This is a genomic window from Methylobacterium sp. R2-1, from assembly GCF_014191355.1.
In the GTDB taxonomy this organism is placed as follows: Bacteria; Pseudomonadota; Alphaproteobacteria; order Rhizobiales; family Beijerinckiaceae; genus Methylobacterium.
In genome coordinates, this window is sequence record NZ_JACHWM010000009.1 from 138,760 (window position 1) to 155,404 (window position 16,645).

Genomic DNA, 16,645 nt, shown 5'->3' on the forward strand with positions numbered 1-16,645 from the left:
CCCAACAAGGGCTGAACAACGGTGCGCTGAGGCATCTACCAGACGGCGGCGGGAGGTCAGATGGCCCTATTGAGGAAGCTCATCAGCGACACGGTGACGTTCACTCTGTACGGCGTTGCCGTTGGCATCGGGATGATGATCACTCACGAGCCCGGATCGAACGAGTTTCTGCTCCACTGGGACACAAGCAAGATCTTCTACGCCCTGGTAGGGTCAACCTTCACGGCGGTGATGGTAGGCTTCATCCGGTGGTACATGTGGAGGCGATCTCACCCTCAGGCTCTGGACTGAGAGCCTTGGTCTCGGCAGCGTTCTTTGATGGAGCCGTAGGTCTCATTTGGGTGGCTTGAAGACGTTCGCGACTGGAGCGAGCGGGCTGTCTCTTCACAAGCGTGCACGCGACATGATGCGGTAGCCGATGAATGTCAGCGTCAAGCCTGGCAGCGTCACGTGCCAGTTGTCCTCAAATACAACGCCAAATGTCCGACGGCCGTCTCCTAGGCGGTTGATTAGGACGATAGCTACGTAAAGCAGCAGGGCAGCGCCACTCGTCCAAATCACCACACCAAGCGTGAAGCGTGTCATGGCTGTCATTCGCGTGCTATCCTAGCTGGATTGCATTTGCTCTCGTTCGCTCTCAACCTGAGACTTTTGATTGACTGGGCTAGGCTGTGCCAGTCCGCAGTGAATGGAAAGCGGCCTAGTCTTCTTCATCGTATTGAACGGAAACAAAGCCCCTGGTCCAATGGTCCTTATCGGGAGGATAGACCGAAATCTCGAAACCCTCAGGATGATCGCGAAAGCCCGGCCCCTCCTTCACCCTCAACACGGCTGCGTCCGCGCTCTCCCGAGATCGGTAGACCCCAATGAGCTTCGCGTCGTCCGCATGCTGATCATCAGACCGGACATGCCAGAGTAGATAGACGGTATCCATCAGCCTACGATGACCCAAGGAGCGTAGGTCTGCAAAGGGTCGTAAGCGGGCACGATGGAGAAGTCTGCCTTTCCCAATGCTTGCCCTAAAGCCAATGGTCGCGACACCACCCATCCCGGCCGTGCGCGACGTGTGGTTTTCAACTCTCGTGAAGCACCCGGTAGACTTGCATGCGCGAGCAGCCGACCGCTCGCGCGATGGCTGCCGGGCCAGTGCCCTGAGCGTGCAGGGACCAGATGTGCTCACGGTCGAGCCTACGTTTTCCGCCCGTGTAAACTCCCTCGGCTTTCGCCCGCTCGATGCCCTCGCGCTGACGCTCCTTGATGAAGCGCCGTTCCATCTGCGCGACCATACCAAGCACGGTCAGAACGATGTGACCCATCTCACCGCGAGTTGAAACATGCGGGTCGAGCACGGTGACAGAAGCTCCACGCTGCTCAGCCTCATGGATCAGGTTGAGCACGTCTCGGGTGTCGCGGCCGAGCCGGTCGAGGCGAGTAACCACGAGTTCGTCGCCGGGTCGCATGAACTCGATGACCGTCGCCAATTCGGCGCGGCCTTCGCGAGAGCCGCCCGACACCTTCTCTGACCGGATGATGCCGCAGCCCTCTGCCTTCAACCGGGCGAGTTGAACGTCGAGATCTTGGTCATGGGTGCTGACGCGGGCGTAGCCGATGCGGGCCATGGGGTGTCACCTCAGGGTTGGTAGGCCCACCCCACACACCACACCCGCAATAGGCAGCGTCAAGGATCACGTGTGTTTCGGCGCCGAGCCGCTTAAACGGACATCTCCGGCTGCCGCTACGAGGATGACATGGATCCCGTCTAGCGCCTTCGCGTGCTGATGCCACGACGCTCCAGCGGCGACCTGCTCGGGTCGGTTGCCGAAGATGATCAGGCGTGGCTCGGCATTCATTTCAAGCGGTGCGCCGGCGGCGACTTCGGCAACGAGGGGGGATGTTGTGGCTCCCCGCATGCGAGCGAACTCGATGTGTAGCCCACAGGCTTCCTTGTAGGCTGCTAGCACCTGCGCACGACGGTCGGGGGCGGAGACGTACGTGCGGTAACGGGCGAGTTGTTGGAGAACTCGCGGCTTGAAAGTGCGAGCCCGCAGCTCGCCGTTCGAGAACAGCTTGGCTTCATAGAACGCCAACGAAGCTGCCCCGGCGGCGTTTCGCTCCAGCGCGACGATGTCCATTCGGTTGGCAACGCGCTTGTCCGTTAGACTGACGGCTGCGTTGGCTGGTAAGGCCATCTCAACGTCGATCACCTCGGGATGGTTCAGGGCGATCACGGCTACGCCCTTCTTCTCGTCCCCTGACCAATCTCGCGCAGCCTCAACCCAGCTTCGCAGCGTCTCCAGCCCGTCGTAGGGCGCCTCTTTCTTGCCATCGTTCGAAGTGACATGTTCGCCGTCGAATCCGAGGTAGCCGTCACCGGCTCCCTTCCCTTGGACGTATTTGCGGTGAATCCTCCCGCGCAGCCTGACGTCCCCGGAACGCCGTACATCGAAGCCGATCTTCAAAACTGACTGCCCCTCAGCGTAGACATTGAGGTAGCCGTCCCGCACGGCGATCAACAGGGGTTGCATGCCCCCATCGGCTTCGAAGCGATAGGCAAGCACATCCTGCCACCAGGGCGGCATGGCCTGAAGGAAGGCAAGGCCCCCGGCCGGCAACCCACGCCGAAACTCCGACACCGCCATTTTCGTACCTCCCACAACTCGGAGCCGGTTCGATGTGTGCAGTGAACGTACGCACCGGTTCGACGGCAAGTGATAGCGTGAGCTGTCACGCCAGGGTGTAAACTCAAGCGACTGGCCGTCACATAGGCCGTTCATGACCCGCAAGTGACGTGGGAGGCGAGGCATGAAGTGACGTCACGCTGAGGTATACCCAAAACTTACAACCGCCTCGATATTATATATCCCCTTCAATATCAGATGAAATCAGGTCAACCTCCTAAAAATCGGGCGCCAATTTTTCTGGCCGAGCTTAGAGCCACTATGGATAATGGGTATTGTATTATTGGGGCACGTCTCCGGAAAAACAATTAAAAGCGCCTGATCATCGAAACCAAGGGGATGATCAAAATAAATTCTTGATCCGAGATCGCTTACAAGCGCTTTAGCCCTGTCTGATTCATCACCATTAGTCCAAATTGTAGAACTCTCACCGAAAGCATATGAATTATTGTCTAGGTATGAACCCACACGTAGATCCCAGTCTAACCAATCATATTTCGATAAAGAGTCTCTTACGAAGCCGTCACCTTGCGCCGTTGACGTAAGCGCGAATGCTATGACGGGAACCTTGATCTCTCGCAATAGTTCCTGGTTGCTCTCGATGAAGTTGGTGATGTTTCTTGAAAACGATCTCCCCGAGGCTATGATATCATCTATCAACGCTATCCCATGAGTGCTTTTCCCGTCCTTTGATCGCGAAGTCATCAAAGCGGCAAAACCACGAGTCGATGAAATGCTTTTGGGAGAAATAGAGTTTTCGTCTGCAAATCTCGACGCATAAAATTGTCCGCTTTTGCCTTCGCCGTCAACATACAACACGACAAGATCATCTCGACGGTTTCCCCTGGCGCGATAGACCGGCGGCGGCAGAGCTTTTCGAATCACGGAATGAGCGGTCCGCAACAGCTCTCGAACTTGGATTTCGCTATAGAAAGTTATGTTGGCCAGAAGCTTGAAGAGCAGCCGTTGATCCCGTTGCGTTTCAACTTGCTCAATCCAAGTCCTAACCTCTTCAGACCCGACCTTTTTGCCCTGATAGGTCGGCCAATTCTCCGTCAGGGCAGTAATTTCCTTCGATGTGACGAATGCAGCGTCCTCCTCTGCTTGGACAGACCGTGCGATTTCTTCAGAAATAACGTCATGTGCAAGCCGCGCAACACCGACTTCTCTCAACCAATCTTCAAACACAGGAAGTCTAAACGTGAAGACACCTGCATTTTCAATCAGAATATTTCTTCGAGTGAACTCAAGCAGCACTCCGCTTACTTCAGCCTCGCTGATTGCAACGGAATACCGATTTCGCCAAACACTATCGATCGTTATTTTTTCATCCCTGCGCAAAACGCGTCCAATTGCTACGAGCGCTCGCGTCCTGCGAAGGACATCCGGTTCACGCTCAGCTATCGGCTTATGCACACCATCCTGCCAGAGATGCTGAAAGAATGGCGTATCTGATGCAATTATTTCCCTATCATATGCAGCTCTGACTTCATCAAAAGTAATATCCGAGTCTCTTTCAGCAATGGCTCTTGAAAATATGCTTGCGCAGATGAGTTTAGCGAAGTATGGATTTCCATTTCCTACTCTGAAAACTTCTTCGATAGCGTCGTCATGCCATTCCAACACACCGTTAGACGGCAATCGCACTAAATTGCAGAAGTCGTCCCATTCACTTATTTTTGAATAATAGTCGAGACTATCACTCGCCAGCTTGTTTAGCTTTTGCCCCTGGCGATCTATTATGAACGGCATGTTTTCGCCGCCAACAAGAACGATACAAAGGTTTGAATAATTTGTAAGGGCCCGGAGGTTGCCGAATAAACTTTCGGCGAGCATGCCACTTACATAAAGGTCGGAATGTATTTCATCAAATTCGTCTATGATAATAACATATTTGTTCTGAGGCGAAATTTTCTCCGCGATCTCAACTAGCCCTGTGAGTGGCGCAAGGGACCCGCGAAATTGGAAGGTGGGCACAATGGAACCCGGCGGAAGGCTGCCAACAATGGTAGCGGCAATCCGCTTTCCCAGTTCCTCTACCGAGGCTCTAGACTCATCGTGCGCAATGTTTCCCCACAGCAAATAAAGTTCAAATAGTTTTGCGCCTCGGGGATGCGACTTCGCAAAAGCAGACGACGCCAATATCAGAGATGTCTTTCCTACCCTTTTTTGGCCTGTAACATAAAACGACTCCATCGGCGTTCGAAGCATACGATTAGCGAAGGCTCGAACTTTATCTTTTCTTCCGATAAATTCATCGCCTCGCGCCACATTGAAGCTATACGGACGAGAAAACTCCTGCTCTTCCCAATCAATGGAAGGATTCTGAGCAACAATGCGAAATGGAAAAATCTCAGTCTTTTCCTCAGCTAGCCCAAACTCCGACCAGGAAATCTCCATCAGGCCATCGATTTGCTCGGCCTGCTCGACGACCATAGCATCGAATATAAAGGCGAACGGTCCGGGGGGGACACTACCTACTGCTTGCGAAGGTGCATCTAGTGCGATACTCTCACCAGTTATGGCAATACTGATCGTAACACCAAGCGCCCTAGCGGGACCGGTATTTCTCAGTGGGATCGACACACGAATAATGCGTCCAGACTCATGCAGCGGCTGACGCTTTTCTACAATGCCATCCGGAGGAAGGTTGGGAGTTATAGATGCTAGAAATCGCCCACGGGCCGCAGATTTGAATCCCTCTAAAGCTTGGTTCGCGGCCTTCAGGAATTTACGATAGAACTGATCTGCTAAAAAGGTTTGGTTTTGATCGCAGTATGTAAGTTCGTCGTCAATTGTATCAAACGCATCCTGAAGGTCCCCGGTAAGATTTTCATTTTGCTCGTTTATGCTGGCAAATTTCGACAATATGGCGTCGATTGAAGTCGAAATGTGGGCGTGTCCACAGAAAGCCGTGTATTGCTTAATGACCGAATGATTCAGTGCTTGCCGTAATGACTGGCGATGACTGGCGATGACTGATAATTCTGTCAAGCGAACTCGGCGTGGCTGCAATCGGAAGAAGAATCTCACATATTTACCTATGGATCTCCATAAGTATTGCGTATTTTTCGTGATTTTGCTTCTTTGACTCCACTTGAAAGTATCGGGACACGAGGGGAAGCGATTTCTCGCAAATCTCTACTATGCTTCTAGCGATTTGATTCTCTGCCGTACTTCTAGGTATCAGATCTGGCACGCCGAGACAGCGCAGTATTATACCAGCTATTTCTTGGTTTGGCTGTGCTTGATTTTTTAGTTCAGACAGCGCTTCTGCAAGCGTCGCCCCGCGCTCCAATTGCAGCGTTTCAATCAGGTGCAGCCTTAATATCTTTCTTGCTTCATCCACATCTTTTTCGGTTGCATCTCTTCCGGAAACCTTCTTTTCGATCTGAGATCCGACTGCGAGCATGTACTTAGCCTTGTCGACGGAGGCGTGATCGTTCAAATAATAAGGTAGTTCGCTGACCGTAAGTCGCTTTTAGATTGCGAGCCGGCATGATTCAATGGTGGCGGATTCCTTCAGGCAGTTTTATCTGCCGCTTCAGGAAGCTTTCTGGATGCTAGTTGCCTGTCAGCCATATAGACTCTCCGGCGGACCAAAGGCATTTAGGCGACCCGCGTTTTGACATCGTAGCTCACAGCGTCTGATCTGACCGGCTAGCTTTGAGCTGGACTGTTTGAGAGGATCAGTCAGGATCGGAAGAGCCGAGGATGAAGTGAGGTCAAAGATGAGCGCGGAGCAGGTGATACTCAAGCTGCGCAATATCCGGATATAGGCGGCACAGGACAGGAGCTTAGCGATAGCGTTCAAGGAAGCGGGATTTCCTAGCAGAGTCATTATCGCTGGCGCAAAGCGTGCGGCGGCCTGCATCTTTGGCACGCCACGCTACGTGCCGGCGTCGCTGACCGACGAGGATGCGCTGACCCGCGCCATCGTCGCCTTGGCGTCCAAATACAGGCGCTACGGCTACCGCCGCGTCACCGCGCCACTGTAGGCTGCCGGCTGGCAGGTGAGCAAGGACCGGGTTCAGCGCATCTGGCTTCGTAGCAGGCTCAAGGTCCCGCAGAAGTGAGGATGTGTAGGGCGGCCACGGCGCTACGGAGATTTTATTCAAGCCATCACAGTCCATGCTGACGTAGCACGGTGGTCCCTGCGAATCCCGACGACACCGGCGCCAGAGGCTCGCGCCAAGCTAGCGCCCCGGCCGAGCTGTCTATCTCAAGATCGTAAAGCCGCGGCATCGAACTATGCTGCCCCTTGGTCGACAAGCAGGTTCACCTCGCCCACATTGCTCTCGATAATGTCTTGTACCAGCTCAGGTGCCAACTCGTCGGCCCAAACCTGGAGTGCAGCCGTTTTCTCGGCGAGGTAAGAATAGTGTCGGTAGGTCGCGCCGATGCCCTTTAGCGTATGGCCGAGGCAGACCTCGATGATGTGCGGCGCGATGCCGAGACGCTCCATGTGCGTGGCCATCGACCGGCGCAGGTCGTGGACGACCCACGGCGACAGGGCCGCCTCGCGCTCGCCCGCGATCAGCGCGTCGAGCTTCGCTTTTGCACCACTGAAGTCCGAGATTGGCCGTGAGCCCGCGAGAGACGAGAGGACGTACGGGCCGAACTCCGGTGCGGGCAGCGCTTGGACGATAGCGCGCGCTTGTCGGCTGAGCGGCACGACCTGCGGCTTGCCGGTCTTGTACTCGCTGGCGGGAATCTCGAGACGCGAGCGGTTGGGCGTCAGCCAGTCAATCCGAGCATTCGCCCATTCTCCGCGCCGGTCTCCGGTTAGCATGATGAGCTGAAAGTACGGCCCCCAGGGGTAAGGCATCGCCGAGGCCGCCTTCCATACGGTCCGCAGTTCCTCCATGCTGAGCACCCGGTCACGCGGCTTCAGGCGGTCGCGGTTGCGCACGTTCGCGAGCGGATTGTCCGGCAGGAGTTCGACGTCGAAGCCGAACTGAAACATAGCGCGTGTCCATTTGCGAACCTCTGCGGCTGCTCCAGGACCGCCGCGTATCGTTTTATAGCTTCCGCGCTTGGATTTGACCGTAGTCTCGGTCGGCTGGCGCACCTCTTCAAGCAGCGCGATAAAGTCTGTGCGGGTGATAGACGCTAACTCGCGGTCTCCCCATCGTGGCGAAATGTGCAAGGCGAGCAGCTTTTCGACGTCGCCGCCGGCACGGGTGTTGCGGCGCAGATGCTCCGTTGTGTATCGCTCGATAAGTTCGTGGACCCTCACAACCGCCTTCGGCTTCGGTCGCAGTGTTTCGACAGGATCCGTTCCCGCGCGTGCCAACCGCCGCACAGCGAGAGCCTTCTCGCGCGCCTCGGCCAAGCTGATGAGCGGGTACTCACCTAGTGTTATTCGTCGCTTGTCGCCGGACAGGCGGTCTCGTGGAGTGCCGCCCACTGTTCCTCCTCCTTGGACCCGGAATGTCACGGCCCACGTCATGACCCCACGCTGGGAGACACGCAGGGTAAGTCCGTCGCGGTCCGGTAACTCGTACCGTGTGCCGTTGGGGCGAAGCGCTCTAAGGCGCGTGTCCGCGAGGGGCATGGTGTAATCTTGGGGTGCCGATTGGGGTGCCAGTTTCGCGAAAATGCTGGTGAAGCGTAGCGAACAACGGCGCACAATGCCAGAGCTAAGTCATTGTCGAAGAAAGACTTTTGCGAACATCAGCGAACGTTGGCGAACAGTGTCGAGGCCCTTGCCAAGGTTGGGGTCGAGGGTTCGAATCCCTTCGCCCGCTCCAGTTTCATCAAAAGAACTGACCGACCTACGAGAAGCCGCCATTGGGCGGCTTTCGTCGTTCACGGCCTGCAGTGAGACGCGGCAGCGGCAGCGTTAACGGTCTGTTAGCCAAACAATTCCTAACGTCCGGCCGGTGCAGGAAGGCCGGGCATGCTCGAACATCGTACAACGCGCACGGCCGGACGGGTGTCGGCCATGGAGCCGGTCGAGCGCTACCTTGCCAAGGCCGCGACGCATCGCGCCGCCGGCCGCTTCCAGAAGGCGCGCCGCAATCTTCAACTCGCGATCGAAGCGGCGCCCGGCCATGCCGAGGCGCATTTCGAACTCGGGGTGTTCACCAGCCGGACCGAGGCACCGGCCTCGGCCGTGCCGCACTTCGTGGCCGCCCTCAGATCCGCGCCCGAGCGGCCAGCCTACTGGCTCGCCCTCGCGAGCACGCTGCTGACGCTGAATCGGGTGAGCGAGGCGCGCGCCCTCATGGAGCGCTTCCGCGGGCAGGGGCTGCCCGACACCGAGACACGCGCGGTTCTCAAGGATTTCATCGATCAGGCTTTCACCCTGGGCCGGGCGCATTACGACGCGAACGATCTGCCCACAGCCGAGCTCCTGTTCGACCTCGTCATCGGCCTGGACGACACCCACGCCAACGCGACTCACCTTGCGGGGGCCGCCGCCGCCCGAAGCGGCCGTCACCAGCAGGCCTACGACCTGCTCAGCATCGCGATCTACCGCGAGCCCGACAACGCCGCCTTCTTCAGCAGCCTCGGCGCGCTCCTCATCACGCTCGGTGATTACCCGGGCGCGATCTCGGCCCTCGAAAAGGCGATCACGCTCGACCCGGATCTGGCCATCGCGCACTCGAACCTGTCCGGCGTGCTCCAGCGCATCGGGCAGCACGCGTCGGCCGTGAGCCACGCGCTGCGCTCGATCGAGCTCAACCCGAACTTCTTCGGTGCCCACATCAACCTCGGATGCGGCCTGAAGAGCCTCGGCCGGCTGCCCGAGGCGATCGCGAGCTTCGACCAGGCTCTCGCCCTCGATCCGAGCAACGTCGCGGCCCATTCCAACCGGCTCTTCGCCAAGCTCTACGCCGAAGGGGTTCCACCGACCGAGTACGCCGCGGACGCCCGGAGCTTCGGCACGCGCCTCGCCGACCCTCTCCTGCGGCGGCGCCCCTTCGCCAACGACCGCGATCCCGACCGGCGCCTGCGGGTCGGGTTCGTCTCGGGCGATCTCTGCACCCATGCCGTCGCCCGGTTCATCGAGCCGTTCCTGCGCCACTTCGACCGGACGCGGTTCGAGACGCGCGCCTACATGACCCAGGCCGGGGAGGACGGGGTCTCGGCGCGCCTGCGCCCGCTCTTCGACGGCTGGCACAACATCGCCGCCCTGGACGACGACGCGGCCGCCGACCTGATCGAGGCCGACGCCATCGACATCCTGGTCGATCTGTCGGGCCACAGTGCTGGTCACCGGTTGCTCATCTTCGCCCGCAAGCCGGCGCCGGTTCAGGTCACGTGGATCGGCCACCCCGCGACGACCGGCCTGCGCGCCATGGACTACCGCTTGAGCGATTTCGGCCACGACGAGCCCGGCTTGTCGGACACGCTGCACACCGAGACGGTGTGGCGGCTGCCGGGCGTGTCGGCCACCTACGAGGCGCCCGGTGACATCCCGCCGGTGCGTGCGCACGCGCCCTTCGAAGATAACGGCTTCGTCACCTTTGGCACGATGAACCGCTTCGAGAAGATCGGAGATCGGGCGCTGGAAACCTGGGCCGACATCCTACGAGCGCTACCCGACGCACGCCTGTTCATGGTCGCCGCCGACGTGAACTCGCCGGAGATCCGGGCTCAGGTCGAGGCCCGCCTGTCGCGCGCCGGGCTGCCGCTCGACCGGGTGCGCCTGCATCCGCGCGTCACCAGCGGCTACTACGCGCTCTACCACGAGATCGACATCGCCCTCGATTCCTTCCCCTATAACGGCGGCACGACGAGTTGCGACACGCTTGCCATGGGCGTTCCCCTGATCGTCCTGGCAGGCACTCACGCGGCAGCGCGCACGGGCATCGCCGCCCTGAGAGCGATCGGGCTCGAAGAATTCGCGGCCGCGACGCCAGAGGATTATGCGGCCCGCGCCGTCGCCCTCGCCAGCGATCTCGATCGCCTGCGCGCGATCCGCTCAGGGCTTCGCGAACGCGTCTTCGCCAGCCCGCTGATGGACCATGCCCGCTTCGCCGGAGAGGTCGGTGACGCCTTCCGCGCCATGTGGAGGCGCTGGATCGATGCGAACCGCGCCGCTTGACCCGATCCACGAGGCGGACCGCCTCCCGCAATCCGAGCGTGAGGATGAGCCTCCGGTTCGGGCGACCCTGCGCCGATTGGAGCAGGAATTCGCACAGATCCTCGACTCCGCCTCAGAGACGTCCCCGCAGGTAGCCTCGGAGTCGGAGGGCGCAGCCGATCCGGTCTACGTCACCCGTCCGTTCCTTCCGCCCCTCGAAGAGTTCGAGCCGCTGTTGCGGCAGATCTGGCAGACGCGGATTCTGACCAATGGCGGCCCGTTCCACAAGGAATTGGAGGCGCGCCTGCGCGACCATCTCGGCGTGCCCCAGGTCGCGCTGTTCAACAACGCGACGACGGCGCTGATCATGGCGCTGCGGGCCCTCGACCTCACGGGCGAGGTGATCACGACGCCCTATTCCTTCGTCGCGACCTCGCACGCCCTGCTCTGGAGCGGCCTCACCCCCGTCTTCGTCGACATCGACCCGGTGACCCTCAATCTCGATCCCGCCCGGATCGAGGCCGCGATCACCCCGCGCACCAGCGCGATCCTGCCGGTTCACTGCTATGGTCAGCCCTGCGACGTGGAAGCGATCGCGGAAATCGCCGCCCGGCACGGGCTCAAGGTGATCTACGACGCCGCCCACGCCTTCGGCGTGCACCATCGCGGCGGAAGCGTGCTGAACCACGGCAACCTCTCGGTCCTGAGCTTCCACGCCACCAAGGTGTTCAACACCTTCGAGGGTGGCGCCATCGTCTGCGCCGATCCAGCGATGAAGGATCGGATCGACAAGCTCAAGAACTTCGGTCACGACGGCGAGACGTCGGTTCCGGATGTGGGGCTCAACGGCAAGATGAGCGAGTTGAACGCGGCGCTCGGCCTCGTTCAGCTCCGGCATATCGGCACCGCGCTGTCGGGCCGGCAGGCGGTCGATGCAGCCTATCGCGAGGGATTGCGGGGCATTCCCGGCATCCGCTGCCTGGACTTCGCCGCAGAAGGCGCCGCCAACTACGCCTATTTCCCGATCCTGGTCGGGTCTGATTACCCGATCAGCCGCGATGCGCTCTACGAGGTGCTCAAGCGCGACGGCATCCACCCCCGGCGCTACTTCCACCCCCTGATCTCGGACTTCCCGATGTACCGGGCGCTGCCCAGCGCCCGCCGGGAGGGTCTGCCGGTAGCGGCTGCAGCCGCCGACCGAGTACTCTGCCTGCCGATCTATCCTGATCTCGACCCCGCCATCGTGGCGCGGGTCGCCCGTCGGATCGCCCGGCCATGACGACGCCCGTCACGGCCGCGATCATGCAGCCGTACCTTTTCCCCTATATCGGCTACTTCCAGCTCATCGCCGCCGTCGATCAGTTCGTGATCTACGACACGGTGAAGTACACCAAGAAGGGCTGGATCAACCGCAACCGCTTCCTGCGCGACGGCGCGCCGGTGACCTTCACGCTGCCGCTGGAAAAGGATTCGGACCATCTCGACATCCGCGATCGGCGCGTCGCGGCGGAATTCGAGCCGGACCGGCTCTGCGCCCAGATCGCCCAGGCCTATCGTCACGCGCCCCATCGGCGCGAGACGATGCCGCTCGTCGAGGAGGTTCTGGGCTATGCCGGCACCGACCTGTTCGACCACCTGCGGCACGGGTTGCTGCGGACCTGCGCGCATCTCTCCATCGCCACGCCGATCCGAACCGCCTCCGCGATCGAGGGCGCGACCGACCTGCGGCGGCAGGATCGGGTGATCGATCTCTGCGAACGGCTCGGAGCCGCGACCTACGTCAACCCGATCGGCGGCACGACCCTCTACGATCCGGCCGCCTTCGCGCAGCGGGGGATCGCTTTACGCTTCCTGCGGGCCCGCCCCTTCGTCTATTCGCAGGGGCCCCACCCCTTCGTGCCGTGGCTGTCGATCCTCGACGTGCTGATGTTCAACCCGCGATCCGAGCTCGCGGCCGTTCTGGCCGGCGGCTACGATCTCATCGAGGGGGAGGATGCCCCGTGCCCCGCTGGCGCAAGCTCGGCCGCGTCTTCGATCCCGCGAGCGTCGGCGGTCGCCCCTGGCTGAAGGCCTTCGCACAGGCGCCCTCGGCCCTCGTCTGCGACGACGTGGTACGGATGTACTTCTCCTGCCGCCCGGACGCCGACGCCAACGGCCAGTACGTCAGCTACAGCGCCTATGTCGATCTCGACCGCAGCGACCTGTTCAAGGTCCGCGCGGTGGCCGATGAGCCGATCCTGCCGCTCGGCGGCACCGGCACCTTCGACGAGTTCGGGGTCTATCCGGTCTCGGTGATCCGGGCGGGTGACGAGGTCCGTGCCTACTATGCCGGCTGGACGCGCTGCGTCTCGGTTCCCTTCAACACGGCCATCGGCTGCGCCGTCAGCCGCGACGGCGGGCGCCGCTTCGAGCGGCTCGGGCAGGGGCCGATCCTCCCCTATACGCCGGACGAGCCCTTCGTGATGAGCGGGCCCAAGGTCCGGCGCTTCGGCGAGATGTGGTACCTGTTCTACATCGCCGGCCGCGTCTGGAAGCGGGTCGAGGGCCGGGCCGAGCCGGTCTACCGCATCCGCATGGCGACCTCGCCCGACGGCCTGACCTGGACCAAGGCGAACCGCGACCTGATCCCGCCGCGTATCGAGGCGGACGAGGCCCAGGCGAGCCCGGACGTGTTCGAGGCGGGCGGGCGCTACCACATGCATTTCTGCTACCGCTACAGCGAGGGCTACCGCAGCCACGCGCGCGGTTACCGCATCGGCTACGCCTGGAGCACCGATCTCCGGAACTGGACCCGCGATGACGCGCGCTGCGGCATCGACGTGTCGGAGGAGGGCTGGGACGCGCAGATGATCAGCTACCCCCACGTCTTCGCCGTCGATGGTCGGACCTATCTCGCCTATCTCGGCAACGAGGTCGGCCGCGGCGGCTTCGGCCTTGCCGCACTCGACGGCGCCTTCGACTGACCGGTCCGACATGCACTGGAACAAGCTCGGCCTCGTCTTCGATCTGCAGGCGCACCCTCTCCCCTTCGGCGGCGGAGCGTTCGCGCAATCGCCCCAAGCCCTCGTCCTCGCGGACCGGGTGCGGATCTTCTTCTCGACCCGCAGCCGCGAGCCGGACGGGCAGTATCTTAGCCATGTCGCCTTCGTGGACATGCGCAAAGACCTGGGTGCGGTGCTCGGCGTCGCGCAGCGGCCGGTCATCGCCGCAGGCGACCTCGGCACCTTCGACGAGCACGGCATCTTCCCGATGAACGTGCTGCGCCATGACGATCTCGTCTACGGCTACACGACGGGCTGGAGCCGGCGCGTCTCCGTGCCGGTGGAGACCGGCATCGGGCTCGCCGTCAGCCGGGACGACGGGTTGACCTTCGAGCGGTTCGGGTCGGGACCGGTTCTCTCCGCCACGCTCAACGAGCCGTTCCTCGTCGCCGACGGGTTCGTGCGCACGATCGATGGCCTGTTCCACATGTGGTACATCTTCGGCACCGCCTGGAGCGCCGCCGGTGCCGGCACGGCGCCGGAGCGGGTCTACAAGATCGGGCATGCCACCTCGGCGGACGGCATCCATTGGAACAAGGAGGAGGGCCGCCGGATCGTCGCCGACCGGCTCGGCCCGGAGGAGGCACAGGCGCTTCCCTGCGTGTTCGACCGCGGCGCCCGCCGGCACATGGTGTTCTGCTACCGGGAGCAAATCGGCTTTCGCACCGATTCCGGCCGCGGCTACCGGATCGGTCACGCGTGGTCTGACGACCTCGTGGACTGGACACGGGACGACGCGATGCTGTCCATCGCCGGAACGCCCGGCGAATGGGACGCGGAGATGCAGTGCTACCCCCACGTCTTCACCTGTGAGGGCGCGACCTATCTCCTCTACAACGGCAATGCCTTCGGCCGCTTCGGCTTCGGCGCGGCACGGCTCGAACCGTGACCGCCGCGGCCTTCGCGCAAAACCGCTCCCGGGCGGAGGATGTGCAGGCCCACCTGATCGCCTGCGCGAAGACCTTCACGCCACCGCTCGACCGGCGGGTAGCGGTCCCCAACTACGCCGCCAAACTCGCCGCGCGCGCCGAACGGTTCGAGGCTTGGGACGGCCCGGCGCTGATCGGTCTGGTGGCGGTCTATTGCAACGATCCGGCCCGCATCTGCGCCTTCGTGACGAGCGTCAGCGTCGTGCCGGAGCGAACACGGGAAGGGCTGGGGGGGCGGCTGCTCGCGGCAGCGATCGCCCATACCCGCGGGCTCAGCTTCGCGCGGATCGCGCTGAGCGTCGATCGCGAGGCGGCCGCCCTCGGCCTCTATCATCGGCTCGGCTTCGCCGAGGACGGGCGGGACGGCACGACGCTGCACCTCTCGCTCGACTTGGCGGCGCCGCGTCCCGGTGCAGACAAGGGCGCGACATCACAGGACCGAGGCAGGGAGGCCAGATCATGAGTGCGGGGCGCGACTTCGACCGTGAGACGCAGGACGTGGAAGGCCACCGCTACGCCTACGACTTCGATCTCGATGTGATGCACAAATACATGGTGCGCGCCTTCGAGCCGTTCTTCCGTCCCGGCCGACTGCTCGAACTCGGCAGCTTCCGCGGCGACTTCACCCGACGCCTGACGCCGTTCTTCGACGACATCACCTGCGTCGAGGCCTCGGGCGATGCGATCGACGCGGCACGAGGACGGCTCGGCGAGAGCGTCAAGTACGTCCACGCGACCTTCGAGGCGGTCGCGCTGCCCGCCCGCTACGACACGATCATCCTCACCCACGTGCTCGAACATCTCGACGACCCGGTCGGAGTGCTGAGGCGCGTCAACGCGGAATGGCTCTCGGAGGGCGGACGCCTGCTGCTGGCCTGCCCGAACGCCAACGCTCCGTCCCGCCAGATTGCGGTGAAGATGGGCTTGATCTCCCACAACGCCGCCGTCACCGAGGCGGAGCGGCAGCACGGCCACCGCTGCACCTACAGTCTCGACACCCTCGAACGCGACGCGGCCGCCGCGGGCCTCAGGGTGATTCACCGTTCCGGCGTCTTCTTCAAGGCGCTGGCGAACTTCCAGTGGGATGCACTGCTGAAGACCGACATCGTCTCGCCAGCCTATCTCGACGGCTGCTACGCCCTGGGACAGCTCTACCCGGATCTCTGCGCAAGTATCTATCTCGTCTGCGAGCGGGGTTCGCCGAACAGATAGTGCATCGTACCGAAAGCGGGCTGCCGGCCTGTCTGAATGGATGAGGCCGAGACAGGCACCGAGAGCGTCCGGTGCCGCGTCCCCGGGCCGAGCCTCTCCCATCTCCCGATCACATCTTCCGCAGAACGGCTTCGCCGGCCATCACGGAACTGTAGGATGCTCGCATCGGCCGATGACCGCCTGCAGGGCGCGGCCGGATGCGCGTATGCGGGATGAGCGGGATGGAACGTCGGGACTTCGTCGGGGCACTGGGTGCGGTGGCCGGCTTGGTTTCCGGGGCTGCGGTGCGTGCCCAGGCGGCCGACCACGATCATGGTCGGGCTCACGGACAGGATCATGGGCACGATCACGGCAGCGCCAGCGGCCACTCCGACCATCCGGCTCCGTTCGCGGCGCTGAAGGAGGCGAGCGCCCGCTGCGTTTCCACCGGCAACGACTGCCTGGGCCACTGCTTCGGCATGCTGTCGATAAAGGATACGACCATGGCCGCCTGCATGCGGGCGACCTACGACCTCGTGCATGCCTGTACGGCACTGGAGACGCTCGCGGCGGTGAACTCGCCCCACACCCGCGCCATGGCCAGAGCGGTGGCCGACATCTGCGCGGCCTGCGAGACCGAATGCGCCAAGTTCCCCGAAATCGCCGCGTGTCGCTCCTGCCGCGAGGCGTGCCGGACCTGCACGGCCGAGTGCCGGAAAGCGGTATAGAGCCTCGTCTCGCAAGGTGACCGTCGGCTTCCGGGGAAAAAGA

The 16,645-nt window shown here is 61.8% G+C and carries 15 protein-coding genes and 1 pseudogene; 10 read left to right on the forward strand and 6 right to left on the reverse strand.

Going from position 1 to position 16,645, the window contains the following annotated elements; genetic code table 11:
• Positions 1 to 60: 60 nt before the first annotated feature.
• Positions 61 to 291, forward strand: a complete 231-nt coding sequence (locus tag FHU13_RS14275) for a hypothetical protein (RefSeq protein WP_183436535.1) — start codon at positions 61 to 63, stop codon at positions 289 to 291.
• Between the two features lie 93 nt (positions 292 to 384).
• On the opposite strand, the gene FHU13_RS14280 is transcribed toward FHU13_RS14275, so the two are convergent.
• The 5 genes from FHU13_RS14280 to FHU13_RS14300 form a co-directional block, all read right to left on the reverse strand.
• Positions 385 to 594 (reverse strand): hypothetical protein, encoded by a 210-nt coding sequence (locus FHU13_RS14280; RefSeq protein WP_183436536.1) that lies wholly within the window; start codon positions 592 to 594, stop codon positions 385 to 387.
• 479 nt (positions 595 to 1,073) lie between these two features.
• A complete protein-coding gene (locus FHU13_RS14285) occupies positions 1,074 to 1,619 on the reverse strand; it encodes a recombinase family protein (protein ID WP_183436537.1) in 546 nt (181 codons plus the stop codon).
• A 66-nt stretch (positions 1,620 to 1,685) separates the two neighbouring features.
• Positions 1,686 to 2,639: a hypothetical protein gene (locus FHU13_RS14290; RefSeq protein WP_183436538.1), complete on the reverse strand. Its 954-nt coding sequence runs from the start codon at positions 2,637 to 2,639 to the stop codon at positions 1,686 to 1,688.
• 243 nt (positions 2,640 to 2,882) lie between these two features.
• Positions 2,883 to 5,672, reverse strand: coding sequence for an ATP-binding protein (locus tag FHU13_RS14295; protein WP_183436539.1), 2,790 nt, complete (start codon positions 5,670 to 5,672; stop codon positions 2,883 to 2,885).
• A gap of 43 nt (positions 5,673 to 5,715) precedes the next feature.
• Positions 5,716 to 6,090, reverse strand: coding sequence for a hypothetical protein (locus FHU13_RS14300; RefSeq protein ID WP_183436540.1), 375 nt, complete (start codon positions 6,088 to 6,090; stop codon positions 5,716 to 5,718).
• Positions 6,091 to 6,409: 319 nt separating this feature from the next.
• Here FHU13_RS14300 and FHU13_RS28590 point away from each other — a divergent pair.
• A pseudogene (locus FHU13_RS28590) lies at positions 6,410 to 6,751 on the forward strand (IS3 family transposase); the annotation flags it as partial.
• Positions 6,752 to 6,927: 176 nt separating this feature from the next.
• On the opposite strand, the gene FHU13_RS14310 reads toward FHU13_RS28590, so the two are convergent.
• Positions 6,928 to 8,235, reverse strand: a complete 1,308-nt coding sequence (locus FHU13_RS14310; protein WP_183436541.1) for a tyrosine-type recombinase/integrase — start codon at positions 8,233 to 8,235, stop codon at positions 6,928 to 6,930.
• A 345-nt stretch (positions 8,236 to 8,580) separates the two neighbouring features.
• On the opposite strand from FHU13_RS14310, the gene FHU13_RS14315 reads away from it, so the two are divergent.
• The 8 genes from FHU13_RS14315 (at position 8,581) to FHU13_RS14350 (ending at position 16,602) form a co-directional block, all read left to right on the forward strand.
• A complete protein-coding gene (locus FHU13_RS14315; RefSeq protein ID WP_183436542.1) occupies positions 8,581 to 10,734 on the forward strand; it encodes a tetratricopeptide repeat protein in 2,154 nt (717 codons plus the stop codon).
• Complete coding sequence (locus FHU13_RS14320; RefSeq protein WP_183436543.1) at positions 10,715 to 11,992, forward strand: DegT/DnrJ/EryC1/StrS aminotransferase family protein; 1,278 nt, start codon at positions 10,715 to 10,717, stop codon at positions 11,990 to 11,992. Before FHU13_RS14315 ends, FHU13_RS14320 begins: the two co-directional genes overlap by 20 nt.
• Complete coding sequence (locus tag FHU13_RS14325; RefSeq protein WP_210287645.1) at positions 11,989 to 12,780, forward strand: WbqC family protein; 792 nt, start codon at positions 11,989 to 11,991, stop codon at positions 12,778 to 12,780. The genes FHU13_RS14320 and FHU13_RS14325 overlap by 4 nt, the downstream gene beginning before the upstream one ends.
• Positions 12,714 to 13,676, forward strand: coding sequence for a glycosylase (locus FHU13_RS14330; protein WP_183436544.1), 963 nt, complete (start codon positions 12,714 to 12,716; stop codon positions 13,674 to 13,676). The genes FHU13_RS14325 and FHU13_RS14330 overlap by 67 nt, the downstream gene beginning before the upstream one ends.
• Before the next feature lie 10 nt (positions 13,677 to 13,686).
• The gene (locus tag FHU13_RS14335; RefSeq protein WP_183436545.1) at positions 13,687 to 14,643 is read left to right on the forward strand and encodes a hypothetical protein; all 957 of its coding nucleotides are present in this window, start codon (positions 13,687 to 13,689) and stop codon (positions 14,641 to 14,643) included.
• Positions 14,640 to 15,146, forward strand: coding sequence for an N-acetyltransferase (locus FHU13_RS27765; RefSeq protein ID WP_183436546.1), 507 nt, complete (start codon positions 14,640 to 14,642; stop codon positions 15,144 to 15,146). The genes FHU13_RS14335 and FHU13_RS27765 overlap by 4 nt, the downstream gene beginning before the upstream one ends.
• Entirely contained in the window at positions 15,143 to 15,895 is a 753-nt protein-coding gene (locus tag FHU13_RS14345) for a bifunctional 2-polyprenyl-6-hydroxyphenol methylase/3-demethylubiquinol 3-O-methyltransferase UbiG (RefSeq protein WP_183436547.1), read from the forward strand. Before FHU13_RS27765 ends, FHU13_RS14345 begins: the two co-directional genes overlap by 4 nt.
• A gap of 221 nt (positions 15,896 to 16,116) precedes the next feature.
• A complete protein-coding gene (locus FHU13_RS14350) occupies positions 16,117 to 16,602 on the forward strand; it encodes a four-helix bundle copper-binding protein (RefSeq protein WP_183436548.1) in 486 nt (161 codons plus the stop codon).
• Positions 16,603 to 16,645 lie beyond the last annotated feature (43 nt).

Excerpts from the sequence above, each read along its gene's own strand:
- FHU13_RS14325 (WP_210287645.1), top strand. The coding sequence starts at position 11,989 with ATGACGACGCCCGTCACGGCCGCGATCATGCAGCCGTACCTTTTCCCC.
- FHU13_RS14320 (WP_183436543.1), top strand. The coding sequence starts at position 10,715 with ATGCGAACCGCGCCGCTTGACCCGATCCACGAGGCGGACCGCCTCCCG.
- FHU13_RS14285 (WP_183436537.1), bottom strand. The coding sequence starts at position 1,619 with ATGGCCCGCATCGGCTACGCCCGCGTCAGCACCCATGACCAAGATCTC.
- FHU13_RS14280 (WP_183436536.1), bottom strand. The coding sequence starts at position 594 with ATGACAGCCATGACACGCTTCACGCTTGGTGTGGTGATTTGGACGAGT.
- FHU13_RS14335 (WP_183436545.1), top strand. The coding sequence starts at position 13,687 with ATGCACTGGAACAAGCTCGGCCTCGTCTTCGATCTGCAGGCGCACCCT.
- FHU13_RS14310 (WP_183436541.1), bottom strand. The coding sequence starts at position 8,235 with ATGCCCCTCGCGGACACGCGCCTTAGAGCGCTTCGCCCCAACGGCACA.
- FHU13_RS14350 (WP_183436548.1), top strand. The coding sequence starts at position 16,117 with ATGGAACGTCGGGACTTCGTCGGGGCACTGGGTGCGGTGGCCGGCTTG.
- FHU13_RS14275 (WP_183436535.1), top strand. The coding sequence starts at position 61 with ATGGCCCTATTGAGGAAGCTCATCAGCGACACGGTGACGTTCACTCTG.
- FHU13_RS14345 (WP_183436547.1), top strand. The coding sequence starts at position 15,143 with ATGAGTGCGGGGCGCGACTTCGACCGTGAGACGCAGGACGTGGAAGGC.
- FHU13_RS14300 (WP_183436540.1), bottom strand. The coding sequence starts at position 6,090 with ATGCTCGCAGTCGGATCTCAGATCGAAAAGAAGGTTTCCGGAAGAGAT.
- FHU13_RS14290 (WP_183436538.1), bottom strand. The coding sequence starts at position 2,639 with ATGGCGGTGTCGGAGTTTCGGCGTGGGTTGCCGGCCGGGGGCCTTGCC.
- FHU13_RS14315 (WP_183436542.1), top strand. The coding sequence starts at position 8,581 with ATGCTCGAACATCGTACAACGCGCACGGCCGGACGGGTGTCGGCCATG.